The sequence below is a fragment of the Acinetobacter sp. BY419 genome (genome assembly GCF_019038395.1).
Taxonomy (GTDB): domain Bacteria; phylum Pseudomonadota; class Gammaproteobacteria; order Pseudomonadales; family Moraxellaceae; genus Acinetobacter.
Window position 1 is genome coordinate 38,059 of record NZ_JAGFXZ010000006.1, and the last position, 25,887, is coordinate 63,945.

Below are 25,887 nucleotides of genomic sequence, written 5' to 3' on the forward strand. Positions count from 1 at the left end.
ACAATAAAAATGACAATTTATATTTTCTTTCAGTTTTTTCTGCCAAGTGGCTGTCTATTCCTACACTTTAGCTATCCCTAAAATAATTGGTCACAATATAAATGAGTGCCAGAATCACCCCCCAGATCACCCCCAGTAAATGTGCTTCTACCAGCACTGGACTACCAATGAGTTGGGCTGTTCCGGAATTACCAATGGTATTTTCCCAGACCAGTTTGGCCAAGATGAGAAACAGCACCAACGCCGCAAATCCACGTTCCCGCTTATACTGCAAATGCACACAGGCTACTGCTACATAGGCCCCGTGTAATACTCCTGACAACCCTGCATATGCCTCAATATTGGGCAAGAAAAAATAAAAACTCAGACTGATCAAAGGTGACAAGATCAGTAAAATGGCAGAAAAATGCCAGATATTAACGCGTGGAAAAATAAAAGGCAGACAGATAAAGGCAAGAATATTGAGAAAATAATGTGTCCAGCCTACATGGACCCAGTGCGCCGTCCACAGTCGCCAGAATTCACCAAGCAGACTCTCTCGCCAATAAATGAAACTGTCCTTGAAGATTTGCAGACAGGCACAAAGAGAGACAAAAGCCGCTAGAAAAATAATTTTTCGACGAAAATGTTGATCTAACATCGGCTTATTGCCTCTCCCTCGCTATCTTGTGTGACTTCACTCCTGAAGCTTATATGGTATCTGCTTACAGATCTGCACTGAACAGATCATCAAGTTCGGAAGAACTGTCTGATTCATCCCAGAAACGTTGCATGCCATCATCGCCACTGCGTACACCGGTATTTTCTGTCCAGTAACGATCTGATATGCCACTGACCATAATCGCAGCCATACTGTCAATCAGCTTGAATTGTGGATTGACAGGTTTTTCTTGGGTACGGGCCTGAGCAAAAGTTTTCAGAGCATCGCGGACTTTGGCATCATCGCCACTGGCCTGAGCCGCTACGGCATACAAGGCATGGGATAAACGTACACCTTTTTGCTCACCAATTTGTGTAGATTGTTTTAATGTTTGGTAAGGGTCCGGCTTACCGTCCCCTGCACCTGGTAATAAGGTCCAGATCACCGCACGGGTGGCATTCGGAGCGCCCCAGAATTTCACGTTATCCAGACAAACCATGCCCCGCTCGACCACGGCAGCAATATCTTTCGGTACATGCACTGCACCACCCGAGTTAATATCATTGGTCATGGCTTGCAAGCCGCTCAGCATACCGAGCAGATAAACCGTTTGCTCCATATCACTGTTCATGCGTGGGCATTCTTCACCCAAGGCTTTTTGATATTTCTTTTCATAACGGCTTTGAAACAGCTGATAACCGGTATATTGACGCTGCGCTGCCAGTGCCGCCCAGCGCTTCTGCTCGATCCGGGCATCCTGTGCTTCTGCCACCTGATTGGTTTTTGAAGCACGTAAATAGCGTAACTCGGCTTCCAGTGCTTTCTGCTCGGCACAAATACCGGCAGCCGAATACATCAGTACGGCCACCCGGGTTGGATCTGCACCCATTTCTTTGGTCGCCATAATGGCAGGAGTTAAAGAATTCCCTGAGTTGCACACCATTTCAGCATCATCCATCGCTAAAATCGGCGGTACGATATGGTTTTCGGTAAAACCCAGTGCAACATTGGCACCGGTTTTAATGACCTGGGAACATCCCGTCAAAACTGTTGTTGTTATTGCAATAGTCGCCATACCTTGGCATATTTTACGGACGCCTGACATTTTCCTGTCCTCTATAATTGTGATTATGTCCATCTTTCTACTAAAGATATCAGAAGCATTTTGTGAATAAAAGAGTATTTACTCTAATTTAGACGAGACACTTTGCCATTAAATGGCCGCACTGCAATTGACTGCATTCAGGAGAACCCTAAATTTTGGGCAAAAAAAAGTAGCATTGCGACGGTTCAGCACATGCTACTTATTAACTGTACAAGCAGAGAAGTGGTTTAACCCTGCTTGATTAAGATGAAAATTTATCCTTCAGCACCGTCCCGAGTCGTCCAATTACCAGGGCCAAAACAATCGCTACGATCAGAAACATCCACACTGGAAATTCCATCAAGGTCTCCCGTATTTGCTGTTGGTGTGATCAATGTACAGGCTAAAAATAAAACACAGGGGATAAATTGTCAGACAATTCATATTAATGATTGATTAATAGAGTCTTTTGTCCGACAAGCAGAAAGCAGATATATTCTAAGTGACTGTTTTATCGTAATTTTAATTTATTCTTATATGCCCATTTGTCTGACAATTAGATTAATTTAGTCAATACTTTTAAAGATTTCCATTGCTTGAGTGGCAATTGATCACACCAGATCAGTAAAGGTCTCGCCTTGGCATGCTGGAAATACACCACAATATAAGCCTGATGATCAATTACATGACTAATGCATACCCGACGGAGAGGTCGTGCTTTAGCAGTCAATGACCACTCGCGTCCATCCAGATATTCAAACTGCTCAATCTGGGGGGCCTTGCGATAAAACAGCTGATAAATCACCAGTCCAATGACGGCACACAGCAGCCAAAGCACAATCGGTAACAACTGATATAACAGATACATCAGTAGTGCAAAAATAAAAAGCTGAAACGCCAATGCACACAAACTGCGTTTCAGCTTGAAGCAGCGATTATCCATGAACGTAAAATTTAAGCTTCTGGATAAAATCTTTCAGTTCAGGACGTGGCGGCTCGGAAACTTCCATAAACCAGTCCAGCAAATCCGGGTCTTCCTGCTCAATCAGCTCTGCAAACATCTGCTTTTCAAAAGGCTCGGCATTCAGGTAGTAGTTTTTGACGTAGGGATCAAAATATACATCCAGTTCTTTTAGACCACGACGTGCACGATAAATCACTTTGCGCTCTTCCAAGCTAATATCATCAGTCATCGAATTTCCCCAACTCGTTATAAACCCGGACAGTTTACCTGAAGCGCCTGCTGAATTTCGAGGGATTTCAGAGAAATGACCAAAAGCATCAGCAGATTTAGCTCATTTGAACATTTCGCTCATTGCTGCCGATCTTGGCTTGGCCTAACTTTAAGGCCAAAGCGATCAGAATAAGGAAATAACAAGATGCAATCTGCAGCCATTCGTCCGCTTGCCCCGATGCTGCCTCGGCAATTATTTGCTGCCGAACATGAGGCCTTTCGCGAGACGGTACGCAAGTTTTATGAAAAGGAAGTCATTCCACATACCCAGCGTTATGAAAACCAGCAACATGTAGATCGAGAGCTCTGGAATAAAGCCGGTGAGCTGGGGTTGCTCTGCGCCACTATGCCAGAGCAATATGGCGGCTCCGGGGTGGATCGGCTGTATAGTATGATCTTGATTGAGGAACAGGCCTATGCCGGAGATTCAGCCACCGGTTTTTCCCTGCATTCGGATATCGTCGCCAATTATCTGCTGAACTTTGGTAATGAAGTCCAAAAGCAGCAATGGTTACCGAAAATGGCATCTGGAGAAGTAGTTACCGCCATTGCCATGACCGAACCGGGAACCGGCTCTGACTTACAGGCAGTGCGTACCTCTGCGGTACTGGATGGCGATGATTATGTAATCAATGGATCCAAGATCTTTATTACCAATGGCTATCTCTGCGAGATGGCGATTGTGGTCTGTAAAACGGGGAATAGTGACAAAGGCTCGGCCAATCTTTCATTGATTATGGTCGAAGCCGATCGAGCCGGATTCAGCAAAGGTAAACCGCTGAATAAAATCGGCATGAAAGGCCAGGATACTTGCGAGCTGTTCTTTGATAATGTCCGTGTTCCCAAAGAAAATCTGCTGGGCCTGCAGGGCATGGGTTTTATGATGCTGATGAAAGAACTGGCCTGGGAGCGCCTGATTGTGGCGATTATCTGTCAGGCAGGCGCTGAAGCCGCTTTCGCGCATACGGTGAAATATACCAAGGAGCGTCAGGCATTTGGCAAGAGCATCAGCCATTTTCAGAATACCCGTTTTAAACTGGCAGAACTACGTACCGAAATTGACGTCTGTCGCGCTTATCTGGACCGCTGTATGGAGCTGCAACTTAAACAGGCACTAGGCGTAGATGCTGCTGCAGCAGCCAAGTATAAGATTTCAGAAATGTATAGCAAGGTCGTAGATGAATGCCTGCAATTGCATGGAGGCTATGGTTATATGCTGGAATATCCGATTGCCCGTGCCTATATCGACAACCGTGCCAACCGGATTTATGCCGGTACCAATGAAATCATGAAAGAACTCATCGCACGTTCGCTTTAAACTGAATAAAGAAAAAAAGAGTCCCTAGGGACTCTTTTTTTCTTTATTCAAAAATCTAAACTTAAGAAACCAGACGCGGTTTATGCTTTAGAGCATTGCTGTTTTTTTTAAATTTTAGCACAGCATCTTCAAACGAAGCCTGCTTGAGTTCCTTGCGGTCTGCCAGATAATTATTGCTAACTTTCCAAGGTGCATGTTTACCCTGCTTTGGCATTACGTCCGCAGCACGGGCGATATAACCGGAACTGAGACTTCCCATGACGGTATCCTGAAGTAATTCACTCTGATCTCCCTGAGCAATCACTTCCGTATAGCCTTGCTGATCCATATAGTTCAATAGGCGGCAAATATACTCAGCGGCGATGTCGACTTTAAGCGTCCAAGAAGCATTAATATAGCCAATAATTAACGCCTGATTTGGTATGTCACTGACCATGATTCCTCTATACAACATATGCTGTGAGGTATCGACAGGCTGACCATCTACCGTGGCCTGAATTCCGCCGAGAATCTGGATATTCAAACCGGTAGCAGACACAATAATATCAGCATCCAGATGTTGACCTGATTTCAGCTGGATTCCCGTTTCTGTAAAGCTATCTATCTGATCCGTTGCAACCGATGCCTGTCCTTCACGTAAAATTTTAAACAGATCACCATCCGGGACTACACATAGACGCTGATCCCAAGGCTCATAATTTGGGGTAAAGTGCTTCATGTCCACTTTACCTTTGAGCTGAAATTTTACCGATTTAAGCAAAAGCGTTTTTAATAATTTTGGCTGTTTTTGTGCCAAGGCATAAATCCCACGCTGCAGGCCAATATTACGCGCACGCGTTAGCTTATAGGCGACCTCTTCAGGCAAATATTTACGCATTTTTGAATAAATAAAATCAACCGATGGCACAGAGGCAATATAGGTCGGAGAACGCTGCAACATGGTGACATGCCCTGCGCCACCTTTAACCAGCGCAGGAACTAAAGTAATTGCAGTTGCACCACTGCCAATAATCACCACTTTTTTGCCTTTATAGTTTAAATTTTCCGGCCAATGTTGCGGATGAATAAATTCACCTTTGAATGCCTTCTGATTGGGAAACTCTGGCTGGAAACCTTGGTCATAGTTGTAATAACCGGTACAGCCCAGTACGAAATTCGCAATCCAGGTCTGCTTCTTGCCTTGTGCGTCCTCAATCTCTACCGACCATTTGCAGGTCGCAGAATCATAATGAGCACTTAAGACACGATGCTGAAAATGGATTTTCGGCTGAAGCTTAAATTCCTCTACAACTTCAGTCAAATAGTTTTTGATGGATGCGCCATCTGCAAGCACACTTTCTTTCTTCCATGGTTTAAAATTAAAGCCAAAAGTCGACATATCCGAATCGGAACGAATCCCCGGATATTTAAACAGATCCCAAGTGCCGCCAATACTTTCACGACGTTCAATAATGTCAAAAGAGCGTTGTGGACAATGTTTAGAAAGATGCGTTGCCAGACCAATCCCCGAGATCCCCGCACCCACAATTAAAATATCTACCTGCTTTTCCATATTGTTCTTTTACCTAAGCGATACTATCTGTTTTATTAAATCACAAAATTGACAATACACAATGTCAAGTTTATTAAAAAGGCGCTATTTTTTTATCTTTTGAGGCCAGATCCAGTTATACGAGATTAAAAGTCAGACTAAAATAAAAAGTACAGACATTAAAAAAGGCCGGTTTATTCAACCGACCTTTTCGAACAACTTGCGTTATTCTTCACGAAATTAGTTAACTTCGCGATCTACTAGCTCAACGTAAGCCATCGGTGCAGCATCACCTGCACGGAAGCCCGCTTTAAGAACACGTAGATAACCGCCGTTACGCTCTTTGTAACGAGGGCCAAGAACGGTAAATAATTTACCAACAGTTGCTGCTGAACGAGTACGAGCAAACGCCAAACGACGGTTTGCTACTGTATCGTTTTTAGCTAAAGTGATTAAAGGCTCAGCTACACGACGTAACTCTTTAGCTTTAGGCACAGTTGTTTTGATCAACTCGTGCTCGAACAAAGAGTTAGCCATGTTTTGGAACATCGCTTTACGATGACTGCTTGTACGGCCTAATTTCACACCACTATTACGATGACGCATGGTGATAGTCCTACTTAATTAACGGCTACGATAGGCGAAACGATCGTCCATACGGAGACTAGCCGGTGGCCAGTTCTCTAAACGCATGCCGAGTTGTAAGCCTTTAGAAGCCAGAACATCTTTGATCTCAGTAAGCGATTTTTTACCCAAGTTAGGAGTTTTAAGCAACTCAACTTCGGTACGCTGCACAAGATCACCAATGTAGTAAATGTTTTCTGCTTTCAAACAGTTAGCAGAACGAACAGTTAGCTCTAGATCATCTACTGGGCGAAGCAAGATTGGGTCAACTTCTTCACGCGGTTCTTGAGCCACAGGTGCTTGATCTTTCTGAAGGTCAACAAAGATTGCAATTTGTTGTTGCAAGATTGTTGCCGCTTTGCGGATTGCTTCTTCAGGATCAACAGTACCATTGGTTTCAAGATCAATGATCAGTTTATCAAGGTCAGTACGTTGTTCTACACGCGCGTTTTCCACGGTGTATGAAACACGTTTGATTGGGCTGTAAGAAGCATCTAACTGCAAGCGACCCACTGGGCGAGTTTCGCCTTCCGGGAAGCGTGAGTCAGAAGTCTCGTAGCCACGACCTTGAGCAACTTTCAGACGCATTTTCAATGAGCCTGAGGCACTTAAAGTACCGATCAAATGTTCAGGGTTAACCACTTCAACATTATGAGGTAAACGAAGGTCAGCCGCAGTTACGTCGCCTGCACCTTGTTTTTCTAATGTCAAATATGCTTCATTTTGATCGAACAGCTTAATCGACAATCCTTTTAGGTTCAGCAAGAGCTCGACGATGTCCTGCTGCAAGCCTTCCAAAGTACTGTACTCGTGCTCGACCCCTTCAATCTCAACTTCTACCACAGCTGCGCCAGGTAGAGAAGAAAGAAGGATGCGACGTAAAGCATTACCAAGAGTATGACCAAAGCCACGCTCTAATGGTTCTAGAATAACTTTTGCCGAGGTCCCGCTTGCCGCTTCGACCTTGATCGCTTGCGGAGTTAGAAACTCATTTGCAGTACGCGTCATATTGCTTCCTCAAGGATTATTTAGAATACAATTCTACAATCAAGCTTTCGTTGATTTCAGCAGGTAAATCAGAACGATCCGGTGCAGCTTTGAACGTACCTTCTAATTTAGAATGGTCAATTTCCATCCAAGAAGGCATGCCACGTTGAGTAGCTAATTCAATTGCGTTTTTGATACGTAATTGCTGTTTAGCGCCTTCGTGAACTGCGATCACATCACCCGCTTTAACTTGGATAGACGCAATGTTAACACGACGGCCATTCAAAGTGATGCTACGGTGAGATACTAACTGACGAGCTTCTGCACGAGTAGAACCGAAACCCATACGATAAACAACGTTATCAAGACGGCTTTCAAGTAGCTTCAACAGGTTTTCACCAGTTGCGCCTTTAACACGAGCAGCTTCTTTGTAGTAGTTACTAAATTGACGCTCTAAAACACCGTACATGCGACGTACTTTTTGTTTTTCGCGTAATTGTAGTGAGTACTCAGATTGTTTACCACCACGAGCCCCGCCGTGTTGGCCAGGAACTTTCGCATGTTTTTTTGTCTTAACATCAAACGGTTTAACGCCTGATTTAAGTTGCAGGTCTGTCCCTTCGCGACGAGAGAGTTTGCATTTTGGACCAATATAACGAGCCATGAATGTTTCTCCTTACACGCGACGTTTTTTAGGTGGACGGCAACCGTTGTGCGGGATTGGCGTCACATCGGTAATGCTGTTAATTTTATAACCCACTGCACCTAAAGCACGAACCGCAGATTCACGACCAGGACCAGGACCTTTTACAAGGACGTCCAAGTTTTTCAAACCGTAGTCTAAAGCAGCTTTACCAGCAACTTCAGCAGCTACCTGAGCAGCGAACGGAGTTGATTTACGTGATCCACGGAAGCCTTGTCCACCTGAAGTGGCCCAAGCCAGTGCATTACCTTGACGATCGGTAATAGTCACAATGGTGTTATTAAAAGAAGCGTGAATGTGTGCGACACCTTCAGAGACGGTACGAGTGACCTTCTTGCGTGCGCGAGTATCTTTAGCCATCTTTTAGCTTCCAGAAATCTTATTTCTTAATAGGTTTGCGCGGACCTTTACGGGTACGAGCGTTAGTTTTGGTGCGTTGACCGCGGACAGGCAAGCTGCGACGATGACGAAGACCGCGGTAGCAGCCTAAATCCATTAAACGTTTAATGTTCATGGAAATTTCGCGACGTAAATCACCTTCGGTCGGAACCTTAGCAACTTCTGCACGAATCGCATCAAGCTGAGCGTCATCTAATTCACGGATCTTAGTAGTCGGTGCAATACCAGCAGCAGCTAAGATAGCTTTTGAAGTATGGCGACCAATACCAAAGATATACGTTAGAGAGATAACAGCGTGCTTGTTATCCGGAATGTTTACACCGGCAATACGAGCCATTCAATTTTCTCCAAAAAGGCAGTAGATAATCAACCGCCCCACAAAAATCTTGAGGGGCGGATAATAACCTAATTCGCCTACAGAAATCAACAGGTCTTAATCAGATTAACCTTGACGCTGCTTATGACGAGGTTCTGCGCTACAAATTACGCGGATAACCCCATTACGACGGATAACTTTACAGCTACCACAAATTTTCTTAACAGAAGCTTGTACTTTCATGATGAAACCTCAAGTGCGCTTATCCCTTAGGATGAGCAGTCGTTTTTCTCATTAACGTTTGATTATCGTATTGGTGCGAAGTGAGGTGTGATTGCAGCTGAGCCATAAAGTCCATCACTACTACCACAACAATCAGCAAAGAGGTACCACCCAGATAGAATGGAATACCAAATGAGCTTTGCAATACCATCGGCATCAAACAAATGACTGCAATATAAATCGCGCCAATAAATGTCAAACGATTGAGAATATGATCTAAGTAACGAGCAGTTTGCTCACCTGGACGTATACCAGGCACGTAAGCTCCGCTGCGTTTCAAGTTCTCTGACACTTCTTTAGGACTAAATACCAGTGCTGTATAGAAGTAACAGAAAAAGATAATTAACGCACCAAAGAGCACCAAATACAACGGCTGACCAGGCGACAACACCAATGCCAAATCTTGCAGGCTACGCTTAATAAATCCAGCATCTGGATCTGCACTACCGACCCATTGACCCAAGCTCGCAGGGAACAAAAGCAATGAGCTGGCAAAAATTGCCGGAATCACACCCGCCATATTAATTTTCAATGGCAAATGTGTCTGCTGTGCAGTAAATACACGACGACCTTGTTGTTTTTGAGCATAGTTTACCGGAATACGACGCTGCGCTTTCTCGATAAACACGATAGCTGCCAAGACACCCAGAGACAACAGACCAAAAATCACCAAGCCAATCAGGCTAGTCTGGCCATTATCTACAGATGACAAAGATTGCATAATCAGATTAGGCAATCCGGCAACAATACCAGCGAAGATGATCATGGAAATACCATTGCCCACCCCACGTTCGGTAATCTGTTCACCCAACCACATCAAGAACATGGTCCCCGCAACCAGTGAGGTCACCGCAGGAACATAAAAAGCCAAACCAGTATTCAGGGTAATCCCCTGACTGATCAAGCCTGCACACATCCCGATCGCTTGTACAAGCGCCAGGAACAAAGTGCCTTGTCGTGTGTATTGATTTATCTTACGTTTACCTTGCTCGCCTTCTTTCTTTAAAGCTTCCAGCGAAGGAACCACGGTGGACATCAACTGCACAATAATTGATGCAGAGATGTATGGCATGATCCCGAGAGCAAGAATAGACATTCGTTCTAATGCACCACCAGAGAACATGTTAAACAAACCAAGGATAGTTCCCTGGTTTGCATTAAACAGGTTCTCTAATGCAGCATTATTGATGCCTGGTACTGGAATATGCGCTCCTAGTCGAAACACCAACAACGCACCAATGAGAAACATCATTCGACGAATAATCTCACGGTATTTCACGTGAAATGGTTGGCCTTTCATCATGTTGACATGACCTGAAGAACTAGGAGTCATAGACACTGGGGATTACTCCTCGACTTTGCCGCCAGCAGCTTCAACAGCAGCTTTAGCGCCTTTAGTCAATACAACACCTTGAATAGTGAATGCACGAGTAATTTCACCAGAAAGTACGATACGAGCACGAGTCATGTCTTTACGTACAACGTTCGCAGCTTTTAAAGTTTCTAGAGACACGATGTCGCCTTCAACTTTAGCAAGCTCAGATAAACGTACTTCAGCAGTTTTCAAAGCTAATTGGCTAGTGAAGCCGAATTTAGGCAAACGACGATAAAGTGCTGTTTGACCGCCTTCAAAACCTGGACGAGTACCACCGCTCTTACGTGAGTTTTGACCCTTGACACCACGGCCACCGGTCTTACCAACGCCAGAACCAATACCACGGCCTAGACGAAGGTTGTCACGTTTAGCACCTTCTGCAGGTGCAATTGTATTTAAACGCAGAGTCATGGCTTATTCCTCTACACTAACCATATAGTAGACTTGGTTGATCATACCACGGTTAGAAGGTGTGTCTAACACTTCTACAGTATGACCAATACGACGCAGACCTAAACCTTGCAGGCTAAGCTTGTGATTTTTCAAGCGGTGCGATGCAGATTTAGTCTGGGTAACTTTAATCGTTTTCATGATTGATTACCCTTGAATTTGTTCTACTGAAAGACCACGTTTCGCAGCAACCTTTTCAGGAGTAGTCATATCACGCAAACCATTAAAAGTTGCGTTTACTACGTTAGCAGCGTTAGTAGAACCACGGCATTTAGTCAACACGTTACGTACGCCTACAGCTTCTAGAACTGCACGCATAGCGCCACCAGCAATTACGCCTGTACCTTCAGAGGCCGGCTGCATGAACACGCGGCTAGCGCCGTGACGTGCATTAATTGGGTGCTGTAACGTACCATCAACAAGGTCAACAGTAATCATATTGCGACGAGCAGCTTCAAGTGCTTTAGAGATAGCAGCTGGAACTTCACGTGCTTTACCACGACCAAAACCTACGCGACCATTACCATCACCCACAACAGTTAATGCTGTGAAAGAGAAGATACGACCACCCTTAACAACTTTGGCTACACGATCAACGGCAACCAGCTTTTCAACAAGACCTTCGTTTTGTTCAACTTTAGCCATGATTAGAACTCCAAGCCGTTTTCACGAGCAGCATCAGCCAAGGCTTTGATACGACCATGATATTTAAAACCAGAACGGTCAAATGCAACTTTAGTAACACCAGCTGCTTTAGCGCGTTCTGCGATTAAAGCACCTACTTTTTGAGCTGCTTCAACGTTACCAGTTGTACCCGCACGTAGAGTAGCGTCTAAAGTAGAAGCTTGCGCTAATACTTTGCCACCATCTGCAGAGATAACTTGAGCATAGATGTGACGCGGAGTGCGGTTTACACACAAACGAGTCGCACCCAATGCACGGATGTGCAAGCGTGTGCTTTTCGCACGACGCAAACGGGATTGTTTCTTTTCGTTCATAAGAACCTCGCGCCTTATTTCTTCTTAGCTTCTTTACGAAGTACAACTTCATCAGAATAACGAACACCTTTGCCTTTATACGGCTCTGGTGGACGGTAACCACGGATATCTGCAGCAACCTGACCTAAAGCTGCTTTATCAGCAGATTTAAGTACGATTTCAGTTGCAGTTGGAGTTTCAGCAGTTACACCTGCAGGAAGTGCATAATCGATCGGGTGAGAGAAACCAAGGTTAAGATGAACAACGTCACCTTTAACCGCAGCTTTATAACCAACACCGATAAGCTGTAACTTACGTTCGAAACCTTCGCTAACACCTTTTACAAGGTTGTTAAGCACAGCGCGAGCAGTACCAGCTTGCATCCAAGCGTCTTTCGACTCTTGTACTGGAGCAATAGCTAGAATACCGTCTTCCTGTTTAAGCTCGACCAGCGCATGCAGGTTGAAAGACAATGTACCTTTAGTGCCTTTCACTTCGACCTGCCGGCCGTTCTGAGTAACTGTTACACCGTTAGGCACAGTTACTGGGGCTTTAGCCACACGAGACATGAGGAATCACCTATTAAGAAACAAAAGCAATAACTTCACCACCAACGCCTGCAGCACGTGCAGCGCGATCAGTCATGATGCCTTTGCTTGTAGAAACAATTGCAATACCTAAACCTTGCTTAACGCTAGGAAGTGCATCTTTACCGCGATACTGACGTAGACCTGGACGGCTTACGCGTTTCACAGTGTCAATCACTGGTTTGCCTTCGAAATATTTTAAAGTCAAAGTAAGCGTTGGTTTGCCTTCAGCATCCGCAACTTCTACATTTGAAATATAACCTTCTTGTTGAAGTAAGTTAGCAATTGCCACTTTCAACTTAGAATTTGGCATAGAAACAGTTTGTTTCTTCGCCATTTGTGCGTTACGAACACGTGTTAGCATGTCGGCAACGGTATCTTGCATACTCATCTATAGTGCTCCTTACCAGCTTGCCTTAACCATACCAGGTACATCACCTTGCATTACTTTTTCACGTAACATGTTACGGCTTAAGCCAAACTTACGGAAATAGCCATGCGGACGACCAGTTAAACCACAACGGTTACGTAGACGTACTGGAGATGCATTACGTGGTAATGCTTGCAATTTCATCATCGCATCGAAACGCTCTTCATCGCTAGCATTTACATTAGCAATCGTTGCTTTTAATTCAGCACGTTTTGCAGCAAATTTAGCAACAGTAGCTTCGCGTTTCAATTCGCGATTAATCATACCTTTCTTAGCCATATCGACCTCTTATTTGAACGGGAAGCCGAATGCACGCATAAGCGCACGGCCTTCGTCATCGGTGCGAGCAGTCGTAGTAATGGTAATATCCATACCACGAATACGATCAATCTTATCAAAATCGATTTCAGGGAACATGATCTGTTCCTTAAGACCCATTGAGTAGTTACCACGACCGTCAAATGATTTCGCAGAGAAACCACGGAAGTCACGGATACGAGGGATCGCAATCGAGATCAAACGGTCTAAGAATTCGTACATACGTTCGCCGCGTAAAGTAACTTTACAACCGATCGGCCAACCATCACGGATTTTAAAACCAGCGATTGATTTGCGAGCTAACGTAAGTACTGGTTTTTGACCAGCGATAGCTTGCATATCAGCAAGAGCACCATCAAGGAGTTTTTTGTCAGCAGCAGCTGCGCCAACACCCATGTTGATCGTGATTTTAGTAATGCGAGGAATTTCCATCACATTTTTAACACCTAAAGTCTCTAGTAACTGAGCTTTAAGTTCTTCATTGTAACGTGTTTTAAGTCTGGCCATGGCCTATATCAACCTATTACTTCGCTACCGCCACTGATTCACCATTTGATTTGAATACGCGAGTTTTCACGCCGTCAATCACTTGGTAACCAACACGGTCAGCCTTTTGGGTTGTAGCATTAAAAACTGCCACGTTTGAAATATGAAGCGAAGCTTCCTGAGTTACAACACTACCTTCAGTGCCTGTAGCACGGTTCGGCTTCTGATGCTTCTTCACCAAGTTAAGGCCTTCAACCTTAACACGGTCATTAGAAACAGACAGAACAGTACCCTGTTTGCCTTTTTCTTTACCTGCGATCACAATTACTTGATCGCCTTTTTTAATCTTAGCCATGATCGCCTCTTATAGAACTTCAGGAGCCAATGAAATAATTTTCATGAACTGTTCAGTACGAAGTTCACGAGTCACTGGTCCGAAAATACGAGTTGCAATCGGCGCTTTGTTGTTGTTCAAAATAACAGCAGCATTATCGTCGAAACGAATCACTGAACCGTCTGCACGACGGATACCGAATTTTGTACGAACTACAACCGCATTCATCACGTCACCTTTTTTAACACGTGCGCGTGGAATTGCTTCTTTTACAGTAACTTTAATAATGTCGCCAACAGAAGCATAACGACGATGCGAGCCACCAAGTACTTTAATACATTGTACGCGGCGTGCACCACTGTTGTCTGCTACGTCGAGCATAGTTTCGGTCTGAATCATTGCCCTACTCCAAAACCGAGCAACACCGGTCGAAATTTCGAAAGGCTCAAAGAGTACTCGAAATTGACCGATGATGCAACAAGAACGTTAATTACTCAGCAGCTGCTTCAACAACTTCAACTAGAGTCCAAGACTTAGTTTTAGAAATTGGGCGGCTTTCTTTAATGGTTACAACATCACCAGCTTTCGCTGTGTTGTTCTCATCATGAGCATGTAATTTTGTTGAACGGCGGATTAATTTGCCATACAACGGGTGTTGAACTTGGCGTTCAATAAGAACAACGATAGATTTATCCATCTTGTCGCTTACAACTTTGCCAGTTAACGTGCGGACTGTTTTATCACTCATTGTCCGTTCCCCTGTTTTTCGGTAAGGAGGGTCTTGATACGAGCAATTGTCTTACGAGTAAGCGCAACTTCATGCGATTTACCCAATTGACCAGTTGCTTTCGCCATACGAAGACGGAATTGGTTAAGCTGTTGCTCATCAAGCAAAGCTGTCAACTCTTCTACCGACTTTTCACGTAGATCTTTAGTTTTCATTACATTACCGTCCGAGTCACGATAGCGGTTTTAAACGGAAGCTTAGCAGCAGCAAGAACAAATGCCTCACGTGCCAATTCTTCGCTAACACCATCAATTTCGTACAAGACTTTACCTGGTTTGATTTGACAAACCCAATATTCCACAGAACCTTTACCTTTACCCATACGCACTTCTAGAGGCTTAGAGGTAATCGGCTTGTCCGGGAATACACGGATAAAGATCTTACCACCACGCTTAATACGACGGCTAATTGTACGACGTGCTGCTTCAATTTGACGCGCAGTCATTTGACCACGTTCAATTGATTTAAGTGCAATAGTACCGAAAGATACTGTGCTACCGCGGTGTGCTAGACCAGTGTTACGGCCTTTCTGCACTTTACGGAATTTAGTACGCTTAGGTTGCAACATGGATTATTCTCCTTTTTCAGCAGAACGATCATTGCGACGACCACGACGCTCTTGACCTTCACCACGACCACGACCGCGTTTAGCTGGACGATCTTCTGATGGAGCTGGGTTCATGACTTGTTTCATGCCGCCCAAGATCTCACCACGGAAGATCCAAACTTTAACACCAATCGTACCGTAAGTAGTCTCAGCACGCATAGTCGCATAGTCGATATCTGCACGAAGCGTATGTAGAGGTACACGACCTTCACGATACCACTCAGTACGAGCAATCTCAGCACCACCTAAACGGCCTGAAACTTCTACTTTGATACCTTTAGCACCAGCACGCATTGTGTTTTGTACCGCACGCTTCATAGCACGACGGAACATTACACGTTTTTCTAATTGAGAAGCGATTGCTTCAGCAACTAGACGCGCGTCTAAGTCTGGACGATCAATTTCATTGATACTTACTTGCGCAGGAACACCCATAATAGATGTTAATTCACGTTGTAGTTTCTCAATATCTTCGCCTTTTTTACCGATTACGATACCAGGACGCGCAGTGCTAATAGTTACTTTAGCAGCGCCTGTAGGGCGTTCGATAAGAATATTGCTGATCATCGCATTTTTAAGTTTTTTAATTAAAAACTCACGAACTTGAAGATCTTTAAGCAAGTATTCAGCGTATTGTTTCGGATTCGCATACCAGTTAGCGTTATGACGTTTCACAACACCTAGGCGGATACCGATTGGATGAACCTTCTGACCCATATCAAACCCCTACCTTAACGGTGATGTGACAAGTACGCTTAGTGATACGATCTGCACGGCCTTTAGCACGTGGCAAAATACGTTTCAGGCTAGTGCCTTCATCAACGTAGATCGTAGCAACTTTAAGATCGTCTACATCTAAACTGTCATTGTGTTCAGCGTTTGCAATCGCAGATTCCAACGCTTTCTTAACTAGAACTGCAGCTTTTTTGTTGCTGAAGTTCAGGATGTTAAGAGCGTGCGCAACAGATTTGCCGCGGATAAGATCTGCAACCAAACGAGCTTTTTGTGCCGAGATAGCGGCACCGCGTAATTTAGCAGTTACTTCCATCATAGCACCCATTAACGTTTAGATTTCTTGTCAACACCGTGACCGCGATAGGTACGAGTTGGTGCAAATTCACCAAGCTTGTGACCAACCATGTGTTCAGAAACGATCACAGGAACGTGGTTACGGCCATTGTGTACAGAAATTGTTAAACCAACAAAATCCGGGAGGATCATCGAACGACGCGACCAAGTTTTGATCGGCTTACGGTTATTAGCCGCGATAGCCGCTTCAACCTTAGCGAACAAGTGCGCATCGACGAATGGGCCTTTTTTCAGAGAACGAGGCATTGTCAGATTCCTTTACTTGTTACTTAACGCGACGGTCGCGAATGATCATCTTAGTCGTACGCTTATTGGTACGTGTTTTGTACCCTTTAGCTTTTTGACCCCATGGGCTTACAGGTTGAATACCTTTGTTACGCCCTTCACCACCACCGTGTGGATGGTCAACTGGGTTCATCGCCATACCACGAACGGTAGGACGAACACCACGCCAGCGTGATGCACCAGCTTTACCTAGTGAACGAAGGTTGCTTTCTGAGTTAGATACTTCACCTAACACAGCACGGCATTCAACGTGAATTTTACGCATCTCGCCTGAACGTAGACGAACGATAGCGTAAGAACCGTCACGACCCAACAGCTGAACTGAAGTACCAGCTGAACGAGCTAACTGCGCGCCTTTACCGATTTTAAGTTCGATGTTGTGAAGAGTAGAACCGATAGGCATGTTGCGAAGCGGCAAGCAGTTACCTGGACGAATTGGAGCATCGTTACCAGACTGTACTTTATCGCCAGCGCGAAGACCTTTAGGAGCGATGATATAACGACGCTCACCGTCAGCGTACAATACAAGTGCAATGTGTGCAGTACGGTTAGGATCGTATTCGATACGCTCTACAGTTGCAGGAATACCATCTTTGTTACGTTTGAAGTCAACTAGACGGTAGTGCTGCTTGTGACCACCACCAACGTGACGAGTCGTGATGTGACCGTTGTTATTACGGCCGCCAGTACGTTTTTTAGCTTCAACCAACGGAGAGTATGGTGCGCCTTTGTGAAGGTGATCATGAACCACTTTCTCTACAAAGCGACGTCCTGGAGACGTTGGCTTACATTTTTGAATAGGCATAATTCTCGTCCTTATTCCGCTGTGCTTTCAGCGGTATCGCCCAAGTCAGCCATTTCAACATCTTGGCCAGCTTTCAGGGTGACGTATGCTTTTTTAACATCAGAACGACGTCCTAATGTTTTACCAAAGCGTTTAGACTTACCTTTAGTGATAGTAGTGTTAACTTTAACAACTTCCACACCAAAGAGTTGTTCCACTGCTTTTTTGATTTCAAGCTTGTTTGCATTGATAGCAACTTTAAACACTTGAACACCAGCAGTTTCACCTAAAACTTGTGCTTTCTCTGAGAATACAGGTCCTTGCAGGACTTGATAGATACGTTCGTTGTTCATCCGAGTTCTACCTCAATTTTCTTAGCAGCAGCTACAGACATAACAACTTTGTCGAACGCAATCAAGCTAACCGGATCAATTGCAGCAGCATCAACCACATCTACGTGTGGAATGTTGCGCGCAGCAAGATACAGGTTCTCATCAACAGCATCAGTAACGATCAATGCACGAGTTGCATTCAAGTCGTTAAGCTTTGCAAGCAATTCTTTAGTTTTTGGAGCTGTAACAGCAAACTCATCAACTAAAATTAGGCGATCTTGACGAACAAGTTCAGCCATGATGCATTGCATAGCACCGCGGTACATTTTACGGTTTACTTTTTGAGACCAGTCTTGTGGACGAGCAGCAAAAGTTTTACCACCGCCAACCCAGATTGGGCTACGAATAGAACCAGCACGAGCACGGCCAGTACCTTTTTGACGGAATGGCTTGCGGCCACCGCCAGAAACGTCTCCACGTGATTTCTGAGCTTTTGAACCTTGACGGCCACCAGCTAAATAAGCTGTAACCACTTGGTGAACAAGAGCTTCATTAAATTCACGACCGAACGCAACTTCTGATAATTCAACAGCAGAGCCGGAAACAGTATTTAAATTCACGTTATTTCCCCTCAGGCCTTGATCGTAGGACGAACGATTACGTCGCCACCAGTAGCACCAGGAACCGCGCCTTTAACAACTAGAACTGAACGTTCTGTGTCGATAGCAACGATCTCAAGACCCTGTGTAGTTACGCGTTCAGCACCTAAATGGCCAGCCATTTTTTTGCCTTTGAATACGCGACCAGGAGTCTGGTTTTGACCAGTAGAACCTAAAACACGGTGAGATAGTGAGTTACCGTGAGTTGCATCTTGCGTACGGAAGTTCCAACGCTTAACACCACCTTGGAAACCTTTACCTTTAGATTGACCAGTTACGTCAACAACTTGACCCACTGTGAACAATTCAACGGTAAGCGTACCACCAACTTCACGACCTTCAAGATCAGCTTCTGTAGCGCGGAATTCTTGAACTAGACGACCAGCTGCAACACCCGCTTTCGCGAAGTGGCCTTTCTGAGCGTTAGTTACGCGAGATTCGCGACGTTCACCAGTAGTGATTTGAATCGCTTGATAACCATCAGTTTCAAGCGTTTTGATTTGAGTGATGCGGTTAGGATCAACCTCAATCACTGTAACAGGCACAGAAACACCAGCATCTGTAAAGATACGTGTCATACCGCACTTGCGACCGACTAAACCAATAGCCATGTGCATAAACCTCTAAAAAAGCGGCCTAATTAACTTAGAGTGTTAATTAACCCGAAAGCCTTAACCCAATGCGATCTGAACATCAACACCAGCTGCAAGATCTAACTTCATCAATGCATCTACAGTTTTGTCTGTAGGTTGAACGATGTCGATCAAACGTTTGTAAGTGCGGATCTCATATTGGTCACGCGCATCTTTGTTAACGTGTGGTGATGTTAAAACGTTAAAACGTTCAATGCGTGTTGGCATTGGAATTGGACCACACACTTGTGCGCCAGTACGTTTTGCGGTTTCTACGATCTCTTGAGCAGATTGATCAATCAGACGATGATCAAAAGACTTAAGACGGATACGAATTCTCTGGTTAGACATACCAGTAAACTCCAAGCCAAATATATAAAGAATCACTCCTGACGCATCTCACCCCACTTTATGTGGGCAAGTGTCAAGAGCAGTGAAATATCACTAAGGTCATGATCGATGCCACGACTGTAACGATAGTTAACCACTTTATTCGCAGTTAACCCCCTTCCTATTGAAGGGTCGCTTATTATAGCCACTGTTTAATGCATAAGCAAATCTCTTTTAGGGTTTTCTCCAAGTTTTCAATTTAACCCCTAAAATAAGAGTTTATTTTCTGAACGCTGGGCTGTTTTCGCTAAAACGTATTCTATGGCACGGTTTAGTATCTGATTTCCCTCAATAAATTTATTCTTATGGGTCTTTTTCAGTTCAGACAGATCCTGAACATATTTTCCTGAATATTGTGCAAGCTCGTCCTCATCTTCCAAAAACAAGGACAGGGTTTCTGGTGTAATCTCTGGATGAAACTGAAACCCGAGTACATTCCTGCCTAACTGGTACATCTGATTACGACAGGCTTTGTTTTCTGCCAGATGGACTGCACCTTTGGGCAATTCAAAGGTTTCATTATGCCATTGAAGAATATTGAACTGTTCCGGCAAGCTAAAACATTCTTCAGGAGGATTAGAGACTTTACGTACTGTCGTCCATCCCAGTTCCCGTTCTGGATTACGACTCACCCCTGCCCCCAAGGCATTTGCAATGAGTTGCCCCCCCAGACATAAGCCGATAGCGGGTTTTCCATGTGACAGATAGCGACGTAACCAGCGTTTCTCTATTTTTAACCAAGGGAAATTAGCTTCATCATTGACACTCATGGGTCCTCCCATAATGATCAATAAATCCACCTCCTCAACCGTAGGCAATGCCTCAATTTCTAATGGACGATCCACAGGTAAAGCAAAAAATTCAGTCGCTGTAATATGCGCCTGATGCTGCTTTAAAAATTCATAACAACTACCAAAACCTTCACCAGCAATATGCTGAAAATAATGCACTTTTAAATGCGACTTCATGCTCCTCAACCTATTTTTTTAGCTATATATATTTAGGTTTTGCAAAAATGAAGCCAACTTTTTCCAAGACTTGCCTTTTTTTAACAATTTACAACGCAACTGGCGGTGAGTCACAGATTCTCTTAAGCTAGAGTAATATTTGATTACATTTGAGCGCATTCACGTGAAACAAGACTCTCAAACCCGCCTGATTCATGCACCACGAAAGGCCCCTCAATCGATTTCTACAATTCAGCCTCCCCTCTATCGTGCATCCACCATTATTTTTGAGAATACGGATGCGCTATTTAATCGTCACTGGACCGATGATTATGACTATAGCTACGGCACTCATGGCACACCCACGACATTTACCTTAGGCGATAATATTGCCCAAATTGAAGGGGGTGAATATTGTCTGCTAGCACCTAGTGGCTTATCCGCGATTAATCTGGTGAATTCCTGTTTTTTAAATCAGGGAGATGAGGTCTGGGTCGCAGATAACATTTATGGTCCAAACATGGAGCATCTGCGCAATTTGGAAAAACGCTATGGCATTCAGGTTAAGGTCTACAATCCGCTGGATGTCGAGACTTTCCAACCTTCGGCAAAAGCTAAACTGATTTGGCTTGAGGCTGCAGGTTCAGTCACCCTGGAGTTTCCAGATTTGGTTGGTTTAGTGAAAACGGCTCAGGCACATCATATTCTTACCGCACTGGATAATACCTGGGGTGCCGGTCTGGCTTTTAATGCCTTTGATTTCGGCGAAGAGCATTTGAGTGTAGATATCACGGTTCATGCACTCACCAAATATCCAAGCGGCGGCGGTGACATCTTGATGGGCTCAGTGGTTACACGAGATAAAACCCTGCATCAGAAACTGTTCCGTACCCATGCCATTCAGGGTATTAGTGTTTCTGGTGATGATGTAGCGCAAGTACAACGCAGTCTGGCTTCGATGCAACTGCGATATCAACATCAGTCAAACAGCGCACTGACCTTACTTCCATGGCTCGAACAGCAAGCTGAGTTTGTGCAGGTGCTTCATCCTGCCAATCCTGACAGCGCAGGCCATCCATACTGGAAAGAAATTTGCAAGCAAGGTCAAAGTGCCGGCCTGGTCAGCGTGATCTTTGACAGTGCCTATACAATGCAGGATATTCGTAATTTCTGTGACAGTTTAGAGCTGTTTAAGCTTGGTTTTAGCTGGGGCGGCCCTATCAGCCTGGTCATGCTCTATAACTTACGAGACATGCGTGTGCTGAAACACTCTCACCTGAAAGACGGCTTACTGGTACGCTTCTGTATTGGACTGGAACATCCACAAGATTTGATTCAAGATATCCAACATGCATTAGAACAAATGAAAAAACTCAAAAATGAATAATAAAAAATAGGAACAGTTATGGGTACACCAATTGTTATTGCTAAAAAAACTGAAGATACGACGCAGGATATTGTTTTGCATTCCCAACTTGCCAATCGGCATGGCTTGATTGCAGGTGCCACTGGTACCGGAAAGACCGTGACCTTAAAAGTATTGGCGGAGAGTTTTTCTCGAATTGGTGTGCCCGTTTTCCTCGCTGATGCCAAAGGCGATGTCTCCAGCCTGGCCAAAGCAGGGGAAAGTAACCTCAAGCTTGATGAACGAATGAAGAATCTCAATATTCAGTCCATTCCTTTTGAGGCTTCACCTGTGATGTTCTGGGACTTGTTTGGCAAACAGGGCCATCCGATTCGTACCACGGTTTCGGAAATTGGTCCGCTACTGTTGGCACAAATGTTGAATCTGAATGACACTCAGGAAAGCGTGCTGTCTGCAGTATTCCGGATTGCCGATGATCAGGGTTTGTTGCTGATCGACATTAAAGACCTGAAAGCGATGCTGAGTTATGTGTCTGAGCATGCGGCAGACTTTAAGGCTGAATATGGCAATTTATCTCCCGCCAGTCTCGGCGCAATTCAACGCAACCTGTTAGCTCTGGCTGACCAAGGCGGTGACCAGTTTTTTGGCGAGCCGGCGCTAGACTTGATGGATTTTTTGCAGACCGATAGTCAAGGTCATGGCAATATCAACCTGCTGGCAGCCGATAAACTGATGAACACACCTAAACTGTATGCCACCTTTTTACTGTGGATGCTCTCCGAACTGTTTGAACAGCTTCCGGAAGTGGGTGATCTGGACAAACCCAAACTGGTGTTCTTCTTTGATGAAGCCCATCTGCTATTTGATAATGCCAGCCCGGCCCTGAAGGAAAAAATTGAACAGGTGGTGCGTCTGATTCGCTCTAAGGGCGTGGGGATTTATTTTGTGACGCAAAATCCGCTGGGCTTACCTGAAAGTGTATTAGGACAACTTGGCAACCGGATTCAGCATGCTTTGCGGGCTTTTACTCCCAAAGATCAAAAAGCAGTGAAAGCTGCAGCAGATACTTTCCGTGCCAATCCTGAATTTAAAGTAGATCAGGTCATTACTGAGCTAGCCGTGGGTGAAGCTCTCATTAGTTGCCTGGATGAAAAAGGCATTCCACAAATTGTAGAGCGTGGCTGGATTATGCCACCCCACTCCTCTTTTAATCCCATTTCATTGGATGAGCGTCAAGCCTTGATGAAGCAAAGCATCATGGCAGGTATTTATGAACAGAGTGTCGATCGAGAAAGCGCGCACGAAATACTACAAAACAAAGTTGCAGAACGCCAGCAACAGGCGCAGAAAGCAGAGCTTGCCAAACAACAGGCTCGCGAACAGGAGCGTCTGGCACGTGAACAACACAAGGAAGCAGAACGCGCTACCAAGCAGCGTGCAAAACTCATAAACGATACCGTAGGTACCTTTGCGAAAACTGCTGCACGTAGCTTGGGCGGAAGTACCGGTCAAAAAATTGTACGTGGTTTATTAGGTTCGCTGTTCGGCCGGAAATAGCCCTCCTTCCTCCGATCACGATCATTAGTTTTATGGGATATCTTCATATCCCATAATTTTTTTAAGGTTTTATTCATGACAAGGATTGTAAAGCCATTTTAAAAGATGTATTTTACATACATCTTTTAAAACCCATCTGTAGAAGGTTTTCATGACTCCACAACATATTGAACTTGTACAATCGACTGTTCCTGTTTTACGTGAAAATGGCGTAGCACTTACCACGTATTTCTATAACCGCATGCTGAACAATCATCCAGAGTTGAAAAACACCTTCAACATGGATCATCAAAGTACCGGTCGTCAACCTCGTGCCTTGGCTGCTGCAGTACTGGCCTATGCCGAGAACATTACCAACCCGAGTGTTCTGGCCAAAGCGATCGAACGTATTACCACTAAACATGTCAGCCTGGATATTCAGCCGAATCAATACACCATTGTCGGTGACAACCTGCTGCACTCGATCAGTGAAGTTCTAGATGTACCGATGGATTCAGACCTGATCGCAGCCTGGAAAGAAGCGTATATGCAACTGGCAGATATCCTGATCGGTGTGGAAAAATCTAAATATGCGACTCTCGCCTCTGAAACAGGTGGCTGGGCGGGCTGGCGTGAATTTGAAGTAGCGGCTGTAGAAAATACAGATGCGGGCAAGGTGTTTACCCTGAAAGCCAAAGATGGTGCAGCTATTGCAAGTGCTGAAGCAGGTGAATATATTTCAGTGCGTGTACAGGTGCCTGAACAGGACATACGCCAACCGCAACAGTTTAGCTTTGATCATGCGCAACATGATCAATATCAAATTACCGTAAAAGCTGAAGAAAATCCAACTGCCTTCTCGGTTGCGCAGACCCTGATTAACCATTACCAGGTCGGTGATATAGTTGAAGTTTCTGCCCCGCTTAAGCTTTAATTGCAAAAACGGTTTAAACTAGCATCAGATTCTGATTAAAAGCTCCATACGTGGAGCTTTTAATATTCCACTCTTTCATTTTCCAGCTACTGACCCTATGCAACTCAATAAATTCACTGACTATGCGCTTCGGATCCTGATGTATGTAGCACAGCCACGTGATCTTCCCTATACCATTGCAGAACTTGCCGAACGCTTGCAGGTTTCGCAAAATCATGCCATGAAAATCGTGCATTTTATGGCGAAACAGGACTGGCTGATCACCACACGTGGTAAAGGTGGCGGGATACGTTTAAATCCAGCAAGCCTGAAGCTTCAGCTGGGACAGATTGTGCGGATTCTGCAGCACGACAGCAATGTAGTGGAATGCAATAACCCGCCCTGCGTATTACGTCCGATTTGTGGTTTAAAAAGTATTTTGGATGATGCGGTTGAACAGTTTTATCGCAGTCTGGATCAATATGTGCTTGAAGATGTGATCAAGCCACAAAATACACATTTCAGCACCCAGTCTCCCATTAGCCTGATTAATCTTTAAAGTCCTTCAAGCCCACCTCTTGTGAGTTATTCTTGCGGCAAAGTTCGCTTGCCTGTGCGACTTCCTTTATAATGTTTCATTGTAGATCATTTATTGAAGTTGAGTTATGCACCACAGCAGAGGAAAATCCAAAAACAGTAAGACAGCCCAAGCGCCTAAGCAAAAGATCAGCTACGAGAAAAAAGTTGATTCTGCCATTACTGAATATTCTGTGCGCGCACTCAACTGGTTACGCAAAGCCGAATTTTTAATGAGTGCACCCAAGCTCAGTCTTTGTGTAGAAGATACAGGCTATGAAATTGCTTTTGCCGGCCGTTCAAATGCGGGGAAGTCTAGTGCGATCAATGCCCTGACCAACCAGAAACAATTGGCACGTGCATCGAAAAAACCTGGCCGTACCCAGATGATCAACTTTTTCAGCCTGGGTAATCCGGATCAGCGTCTGGTCGACTTACCCGGTTATGGTTATGCGGCTGTGCCTGAAAAAATGAAACTGGTCTGGCAAAAAGAACTGGAAAATTACCTGATCCATCGTCAGAGCTTACAGGGTCTGGTGCTGTTAATGGATATTCGCCACCCGCTGCAACACTTTGACGTGATGATGCTGGAATGGGCTTATTCTCGCCAGTTGTTCGTGCATGTCTTGCTGACCAAGTCAGATAAGCTTAATCGTGGCCCAGCCTCTAAAGTACTGCAAGAAGTGCAGCAACAATTGAGAAAAATGAAACTTATGTTCTCGATTCAATTGTTCTCGTCGATGAATAAACAGGGTCTGGAAGAACTTGCCAGCGTCATGGCCGGCCGCTTGAACTTCACCTTGGAACAGGCCACCGAATATGATTTAGACAGTATTCCGGAAGCCTCGATTCATGATTTCAATGAAACTGATGAACCGCTGGAAGAACTCGAGCTTAGCACTGAATCTG

38 protein-coding genes and 2 pseudogenes are annotated in these 25,887 nt (G+C 44.7%); 6 read left to right on the plus strand and 34 right to left on the minus strand.

The window, feature by feature from the left end; all coding sequences use genetic code 11:
* Positions 1-67 precede the first annotated feature (67 nt).
* The 4 genes from rrtA to KUG37_RS03775 all read right to left on the minus strand — a co-directional run bounded on the left by rrtA (position 68) and on the right by KUG37_RS03775 (position 2,917).
* The gene (gene rrtA, locus KUG37_RS03760) at positions 68-640 is read right to left on the minus strand and encodes a rhombosortase (RefSeq protein ID WP_216934584.1); all 573 of its coding nucleotides are present in this window, start codon (positions 638-640) and stop codon (positions 68-70) included.
* 64 nt (positions 641-704) lie between these two features.
* Entirely contained in the window at positions 705-1,745 is a 1,041-nt protein-coding gene (locus KUG37_RS03765; RefSeq protein WP_216934583.1) for a hypothetical protein, read from the minus strand.
* A gap of 535 nt (positions 1,746-2,280) precedes the next feature.
* Positions 2,281-2,667, minus strand: a complete 387-nt coding sequence (locus tag KUG37_RS03770; RefSeq protein WP_216934581.1) for a hypothetical protein — start codon at positions 2,665-2,667, stop codon at positions 2,281-2,283.
* On the minus strand, positions 2,660-2,917 hold the full coding sequence (locus tag KUG37_RS03775; protein WP_216934579.1) for a succinate dehydrogenase assembly factor 2: 258 nt from the start codon (positions 2,915-2,917) through the stop codon (positions 2,660-2,662). The genes KUG37_RS03770 and KUG37_RS03775 overlap by 8 nt, the downstream gene beginning before the upstream one ends.
* Before the next feature lie 186 nt (positions 2,918-3,103).
* Here KUG37_RS03775 and KUG37_RS03780 point away from each other — a divergent pair, with 186 nt between their 5' ends.
* Positions 3,104-4,276: an acyl-CoA dehydrogenase family protein gene (locus KUG37_RS03780; protein WP_216934577.1), complete on the plus strand. Its 1,173-nt coding sequence runs from the start codon at positions 3,104-3,106 to the stop codon at positions 4,274-4,276.
* A 61-nt stretch (positions 4,277-4,337) separates the two neighbouring features.
* On the opposite strand, the gene KUG37_RS03785 is transcribed toward KUG37_RS03780, so the two are convergent.
* The 30 genes and pseudogenes from KUG37_RS03785 to KUG37_RS03930 form a co-directional block, all read right to left on the minus strand.
* Positions 4,338-5,828 (minus strand): NAD(P)/FAD-dependent oxidoreductase, encoded by a 1,491-nt coding sequence (locus KUG37_RS03785; protein ID WP_216934575.1) that lies wholly within the window; start codon positions 5,826-5,828, stop codon positions 4,338-4,340.
* Between the two features lie 219 nt (positions 5,829-6,047).
* Positions 6,048-6,413 carry a 50S ribosomal protein L17 gene (rplQ, locus tag KUG37_RS03790; protein WP_004281488.1) on the minus strand — a complete coding sequence of 122 codons (366 nt, stop codon included), beginning with the start codon at positions 6,411-6,413 and terminating at the stop codon, positions 6,048-6,050.
* Between the two features lie 18 nt (positions 6,414-6,431).
* Positions 6,432-7,439 (minus strand): DNA-directed RNA polymerase subunit alpha, encoded by a 1,008-nt coding sequence (gene rpoA / locus KUG37_RS03795; RefSeq protein ID WP_004281489.1) that lies wholly within the window; start codon positions 7,437-7,439, stop codon positions 6,432-6,434.
* 16 nt (positions 7,440-7,455) lie between these two features.
* Complete coding sequence (gene rpsD / locus KUG37_RS03800) at positions 7,456-8,082, minus strand: 30S ribosomal protein S4 (protein ID WP_004281490.1); 627 nt, start codon at positions 8,080-8,082, stop codon at positions 7,456-7,458.
* Positions 8,083-8,094: 12 nt separating this feature from the next.
* The gene (gene rpsK / locus KUG37_RS03805) at positions 8,095-8,481 is read right to left on the minus strand and encodes a 30S ribosomal protein S11 (RefSeq protein WP_004281491.1); all 387 of its coding nucleotides are present in this window, start codon (positions 8,479-8,481) and stop codon (positions 8,095-8,097) included.
* 19 nt (positions 8,482-8,500) lie between these two features.
* Positions 8,501-8,857: a 30S ribosomal protein S13 gene (gene rpsM, locus KUG37_RS03810; RefSeq protein WP_004281492.1), complete on the minus strand. Its 357-nt coding sequence runs from the start codon at positions 8,855-8,857 to the stop codon at positions 8,501-8,503.
* Between the two features lie 105 nt (positions 8,858-8,962).
* On the minus strand, positions 8,963-9,079 hold the full coding sequence (gene rpmJ, locus KUG37_RS03815; RefSeq protein ID WP_000867907.1) for a 50S ribosomal protein L36: 117 nt from the start codon (positions 9,077-9,079) through the stop codon (positions 8,963-8,965).
* A gap of 19 nt (positions 9,080-9,098) precedes the next feature.
* Positions 9,099-10,418: a preprotein translocase subunit SecY gene (gene secY, locus KUG37_RS03820; protein WP_216934637.1), complete on the minus strand. Its 1,320-nt coding sequence runs from the start codon at positions 10,416-10,418 to the stop codon at positions 9,099-9,101.
* A gap of 45 nt (positions 10,419-10,463) precedes the next feature.
* Positions 10,464-10,904: a 50S ribosomal protein L15 gene (gene rplO, locus KUG37_RS03825; protein WP_180037192.1), complete on the minus strand. Its 441-nt coding sequence runs from the start codon at positions 10,902-10,904 to the stop codon at positions 10,464-10,466.
* Positions 10,905-10,907: 3 nt separating this feature from the next.
* Positions 10,908-11,084 (minus strand): 50S ribosomal protein L30, encoded by a 177-nt coding sequence (rpmD, locus tag KUG37_RS03830; protein ID WP_004281495.1) that lies wholly within the window; start codon positions 11,082-11,084, stop codon positions 10,908-10,910.
* A gap of 6 nt (positions 11,085-11,090) precedes the next feature.
* Positions 11,091-11,588 carry a 30S ribosomal protein S5 gene (gene rpsE / locus KUG37_RS03835; RefSeq protein ID WP_216934573.1) on the minus strand — a complete coding sequence of 166 codons (498 nt, stop codon included), beginning with the start codon at positions 11,586-11,588 and terminating at the stop codon, positions 11,091-11,093.
* Between the two features lie 2 nt (positions 11,589-11,590).
* Positions 11,591-11,941 (minus strand): 50S ribosomal protein L18, encoded by a 351-nt coding sequence (gene rplR / locus KUG37_RS03840; RefSeq protein ID WP_004281497.1) that lies wholly within the window; start codon positions 11,939-11,941, stop codon positions 11,591-11,593.
* A 14-nt stretch (positions 11,942-11,955) separates the two neighbouring features.
* A complete protein-coding gene (rplF, locus tag KUG37_RS03845; RefSeq protein ID WP_004281498.1) occupies positions 11,956-12,489 on the minus strand; it encodes a 50S ribosomal protein L6 in 534 nt (177 codons plus the stop codon).
* A 13-nt stretch (positions 12,490-12,502) separates the two neighbouring features.
* The gene (rpsH, locus tag KUG37_RS03850; RefSeq protein WP_216934570.1) at positions 12,503-12,898 is read right to left on the minus strand and encodes a 30S ribosomal protein S8; all 396 of its coding nucleotides are present in this window, start codon (positions 12,896-12,898) and stop codon (positions 12,503-12,505) included.
* A gap of 12 nt (positions 12,899-12,910) precedes the next feature.
* A complete protein-coding gene (gene rpsN, locus KUG37_RS03855; RefSeq protein WP_216934568.1) occupies positions 12,911-13,216 on the minus strand; it encodes a 30S ribosomal protein S14 in 306 nt (101 codons plus the stop codon).
* 9 nt (positions 13,217-13,225) lie between these two features.
* Positions 13,226-13,762: a 50S ribosomal protein L5 gene (gene rplE, locus KUG37_RS03860; protein WP_216934566.1), complete on the minus strand. Its 537-nt coding sequence runs from the start codon at positions 13,760-13,762 to the stop codon at positions 13,226-13,228.
* 16 nt (positions 13,763-13,778) lie between these two features.
* Positions 13,779-14,096, minus strand: a complete 318-nt coding sequence (gene rplX / locus KUG37_RS03865) for a 50S ribosomal protein L24 (RefSeq protein WP_216934563.1) — start codon at positions 14,094-14,096, stop codon at positions 13,779-13,781.
* A gap of 9 nt (positions 14,097-14,105) precedes the next feature.
* Positions 14,106-14,474, minus strand: a complete 369-nt coding sequence (gene rplN, locus KUG37_RS03870; RefSeq protein WP_004281503.1) for a 50S ribosomal protein L14 — start codon at positions 14,472-14,474, stop codon at positions 14,106-14,108.
* Positions 14,475-14,565: 91 nt separating this feature from the next.
* Complete coding sequence (gene rpsQ, locus KUG37_RS03875; RefSeq protein ID WP_004281504.1) at positions 14,566-14,823, minus strand: 30S ribosomal protein S17; 258 nt, start codon at positions 14,821-14,823, stop codon at positions 14,566-14,568.
* Positions 14,820-15,017: a 50S ribosomal protein L29 gene (gene rpmC, locus KUG37_RS03880; protein ID WP_004650482.1), complete on the minus strand. Its 198-nt coding sequence runs from the start codon at positions 15,015-15,017 to the stop codon at positions 14,820-14,822. The genes rpsQ and rpmC overlap by 4 nt, the downstream gene beginning before the upstream one ends.
* Entirely contained in the window at positions 15,017-15,430 is a 414-nt protein-coding gene (rplP, locus tag KUG37_RS03885) for a 50S ribosomal protein L16 (RefSeq protein WP_216934561.1), read from the minus strand. The genes rpmC and rplP overlap by 1 nt, the downstream gene beginning before the upstream one ends.
* Positions 15,370-16,186: pseudogene (gene rpsC, locus KUG37_RS03890) on the minus strand (30S ribosomal protein S3). The gene rplP and the pseudogene rpsC overlap by 61 nt, the downstream one beginning before the upstream one ends.
* Before the next feature lies 1 nt (position 16,187).
* A complete protein-coding gene (rplV, locus tag KUG37_RS03895; protein WP_216934634.1) occupies positions 16,188-16,517 on the minus strand; it encodes a 50S ribosomal protein L22 in 330 nt (109 codons plus the stop codon).
* Positions 16,518-16,528: 11 nt separating this feature from the next.
* Positions 16,529-16,804, minus strand: a complete 276-nt coding sequence (gene rpsS, locus KUG37_RS03900) for a 30S ribosomal protein S19 (protein ID WP_004281508.1) — start codon at positions 16,802-16,804, stop codon at positions 16,529-16,531.
* Positions 16,805-16,823: 19 nt separating this feature from the next.
* On the minus strand, positions 16,824-17,648 hold the full coding sequence (rplB, locus tag KUG37_RS03905; RefSeq protein WP_004281509.1) for a 50S ribosomal protein L2: 825 nt from the start codon (positions 17,646-17,648) through the stop codon (positions 16,824-16,826).
* 11 nt (positions 17,649-17,659) lie between these two features.
* Entirely contained in the window at positions 17,660-17,980 is a 321-nt protein-coding gene (gene rplW, locus KUG37_RS03910) for a 50S ribosomal protein L23 (RefSeq protein ID WP_005094149.1), read from the minus strand.
* On the minus strand, positions 17,977-18,579 hold the full coding sequence (gene rplD / locus KUG37_RS03915) for a 50S ribosomal protein L4 (protein WP_216934556.1): 603 nt from the start codon (positions 18,577-18,579) through the stop codon (positions 17,977-17,979). Before rplD ends, rplW begins: the two co-directional genes overlap by 4 nt.
* A gap of 11 nt (positions 18,580-18,590) precedes the next feature.
* Complete coding sequence (gene rplC / locus KUG37_RS03920) at positions 18,591-19,229, minus strand: 50S ribosomal protein L3 (protein WP_216934554.1); 639 nt, start codon at positions 19,227-19,229, stop codon at positions 18,591-18,593.
* Between the two features lie 60 nt (positions 19,230-19,289).
* Positions 19,290-19,601: a 30S ribosomal protein S10 gene (rpsJ, locus tag KUG37_RS03925; RefSeq protein WP_000070912.1), complete on the minus strand. Its 312-nt coding sequence runs from the start codon at positions 19,599-19,601 to the stop codon at positions 19,290-19,292.
* Positions 19,602-19,846: 245 nt separating this feature from the next.
* The gene (locus KUG37_RS03930; protein ID WP_216940188.1) at positions 19,847-20,608 is read right to left on the minus strand and encodes a type 1 glutamine amidotransferase; all 762 of its coding nucleotides are present in this window, start codon (positions 20,606-20,608) and stop codon (positions 19,847-19,849) included.
* A 163-nt stretch (positions 20,609-20,771) separates the two neighbouring features.
* Here KUG37_RS03930 and KUG37_RS03935 point away from each other — a divergent pair, with 163 nt between their 5' ends.
* The 5 genes and pseudogenes from KUG37_RS03935 to yihA all read left to right on the plus strand — a co-directional run.
* Entirely contained in the window at positions 20,772-21,974 is a 1,203-nt protein-coding gene (locus KUG37_RS03935) for a PLP-dependent transferase (RefSeq protein ID WP_216940190.1), read from the plus strand.
* 18 nt (positions 21,975-21,992) lie between these two features.
* Positions 21,993-23,510 (plus strand): helicase HerA-like domain-containing protein, encoded by a 1,518-nt coding sequence (locus KUG37_RS03940; protein ID WP_216940192.1) that lies wholly within the window; start codon positions 21,993-21,995, stop codon positions 23,508-23,510.
* Between the two features lie 151 nt (positions 23,511-23,661).
* Positions 23,662-24,423 carry a globin domain-containing protein gene (locus tag KUG37_RS03945; RefSeq protein WP_216934547.1) on the plus strand — a complete coding sequence of 254 codons (762 nt, stop codon included), beginning with the start codon at positions 23,662-23,664 and terminating at the stop codon, positions 24,421-24,423.
* A 97-nt stretch (positions 24,424-24,520) separates the two neighbouring features.
* Complete coding sequence (locus KUG37_RS03950; protein WP_216934544.1) at positions 24,521-24,961, plus strand: Rrf2 family transcriptional regulator; 441 nt, start codon at positions 24,521-24,523, stop codon at positions 24,959-24,961.
* A 106-nt stretch (positions 24,962-25,067) separates the two neighbouring features.
* Positions 25,068-25,826, plus strand: a pseudogene (gene yihA, locus KUG37_RS03955) (ribosome biogenesis GTP-binding protein YihA/YsxC); the annotation flags it as partial.
* Positions 25,827-25,887: the final 61 nt, after the last annotated feature.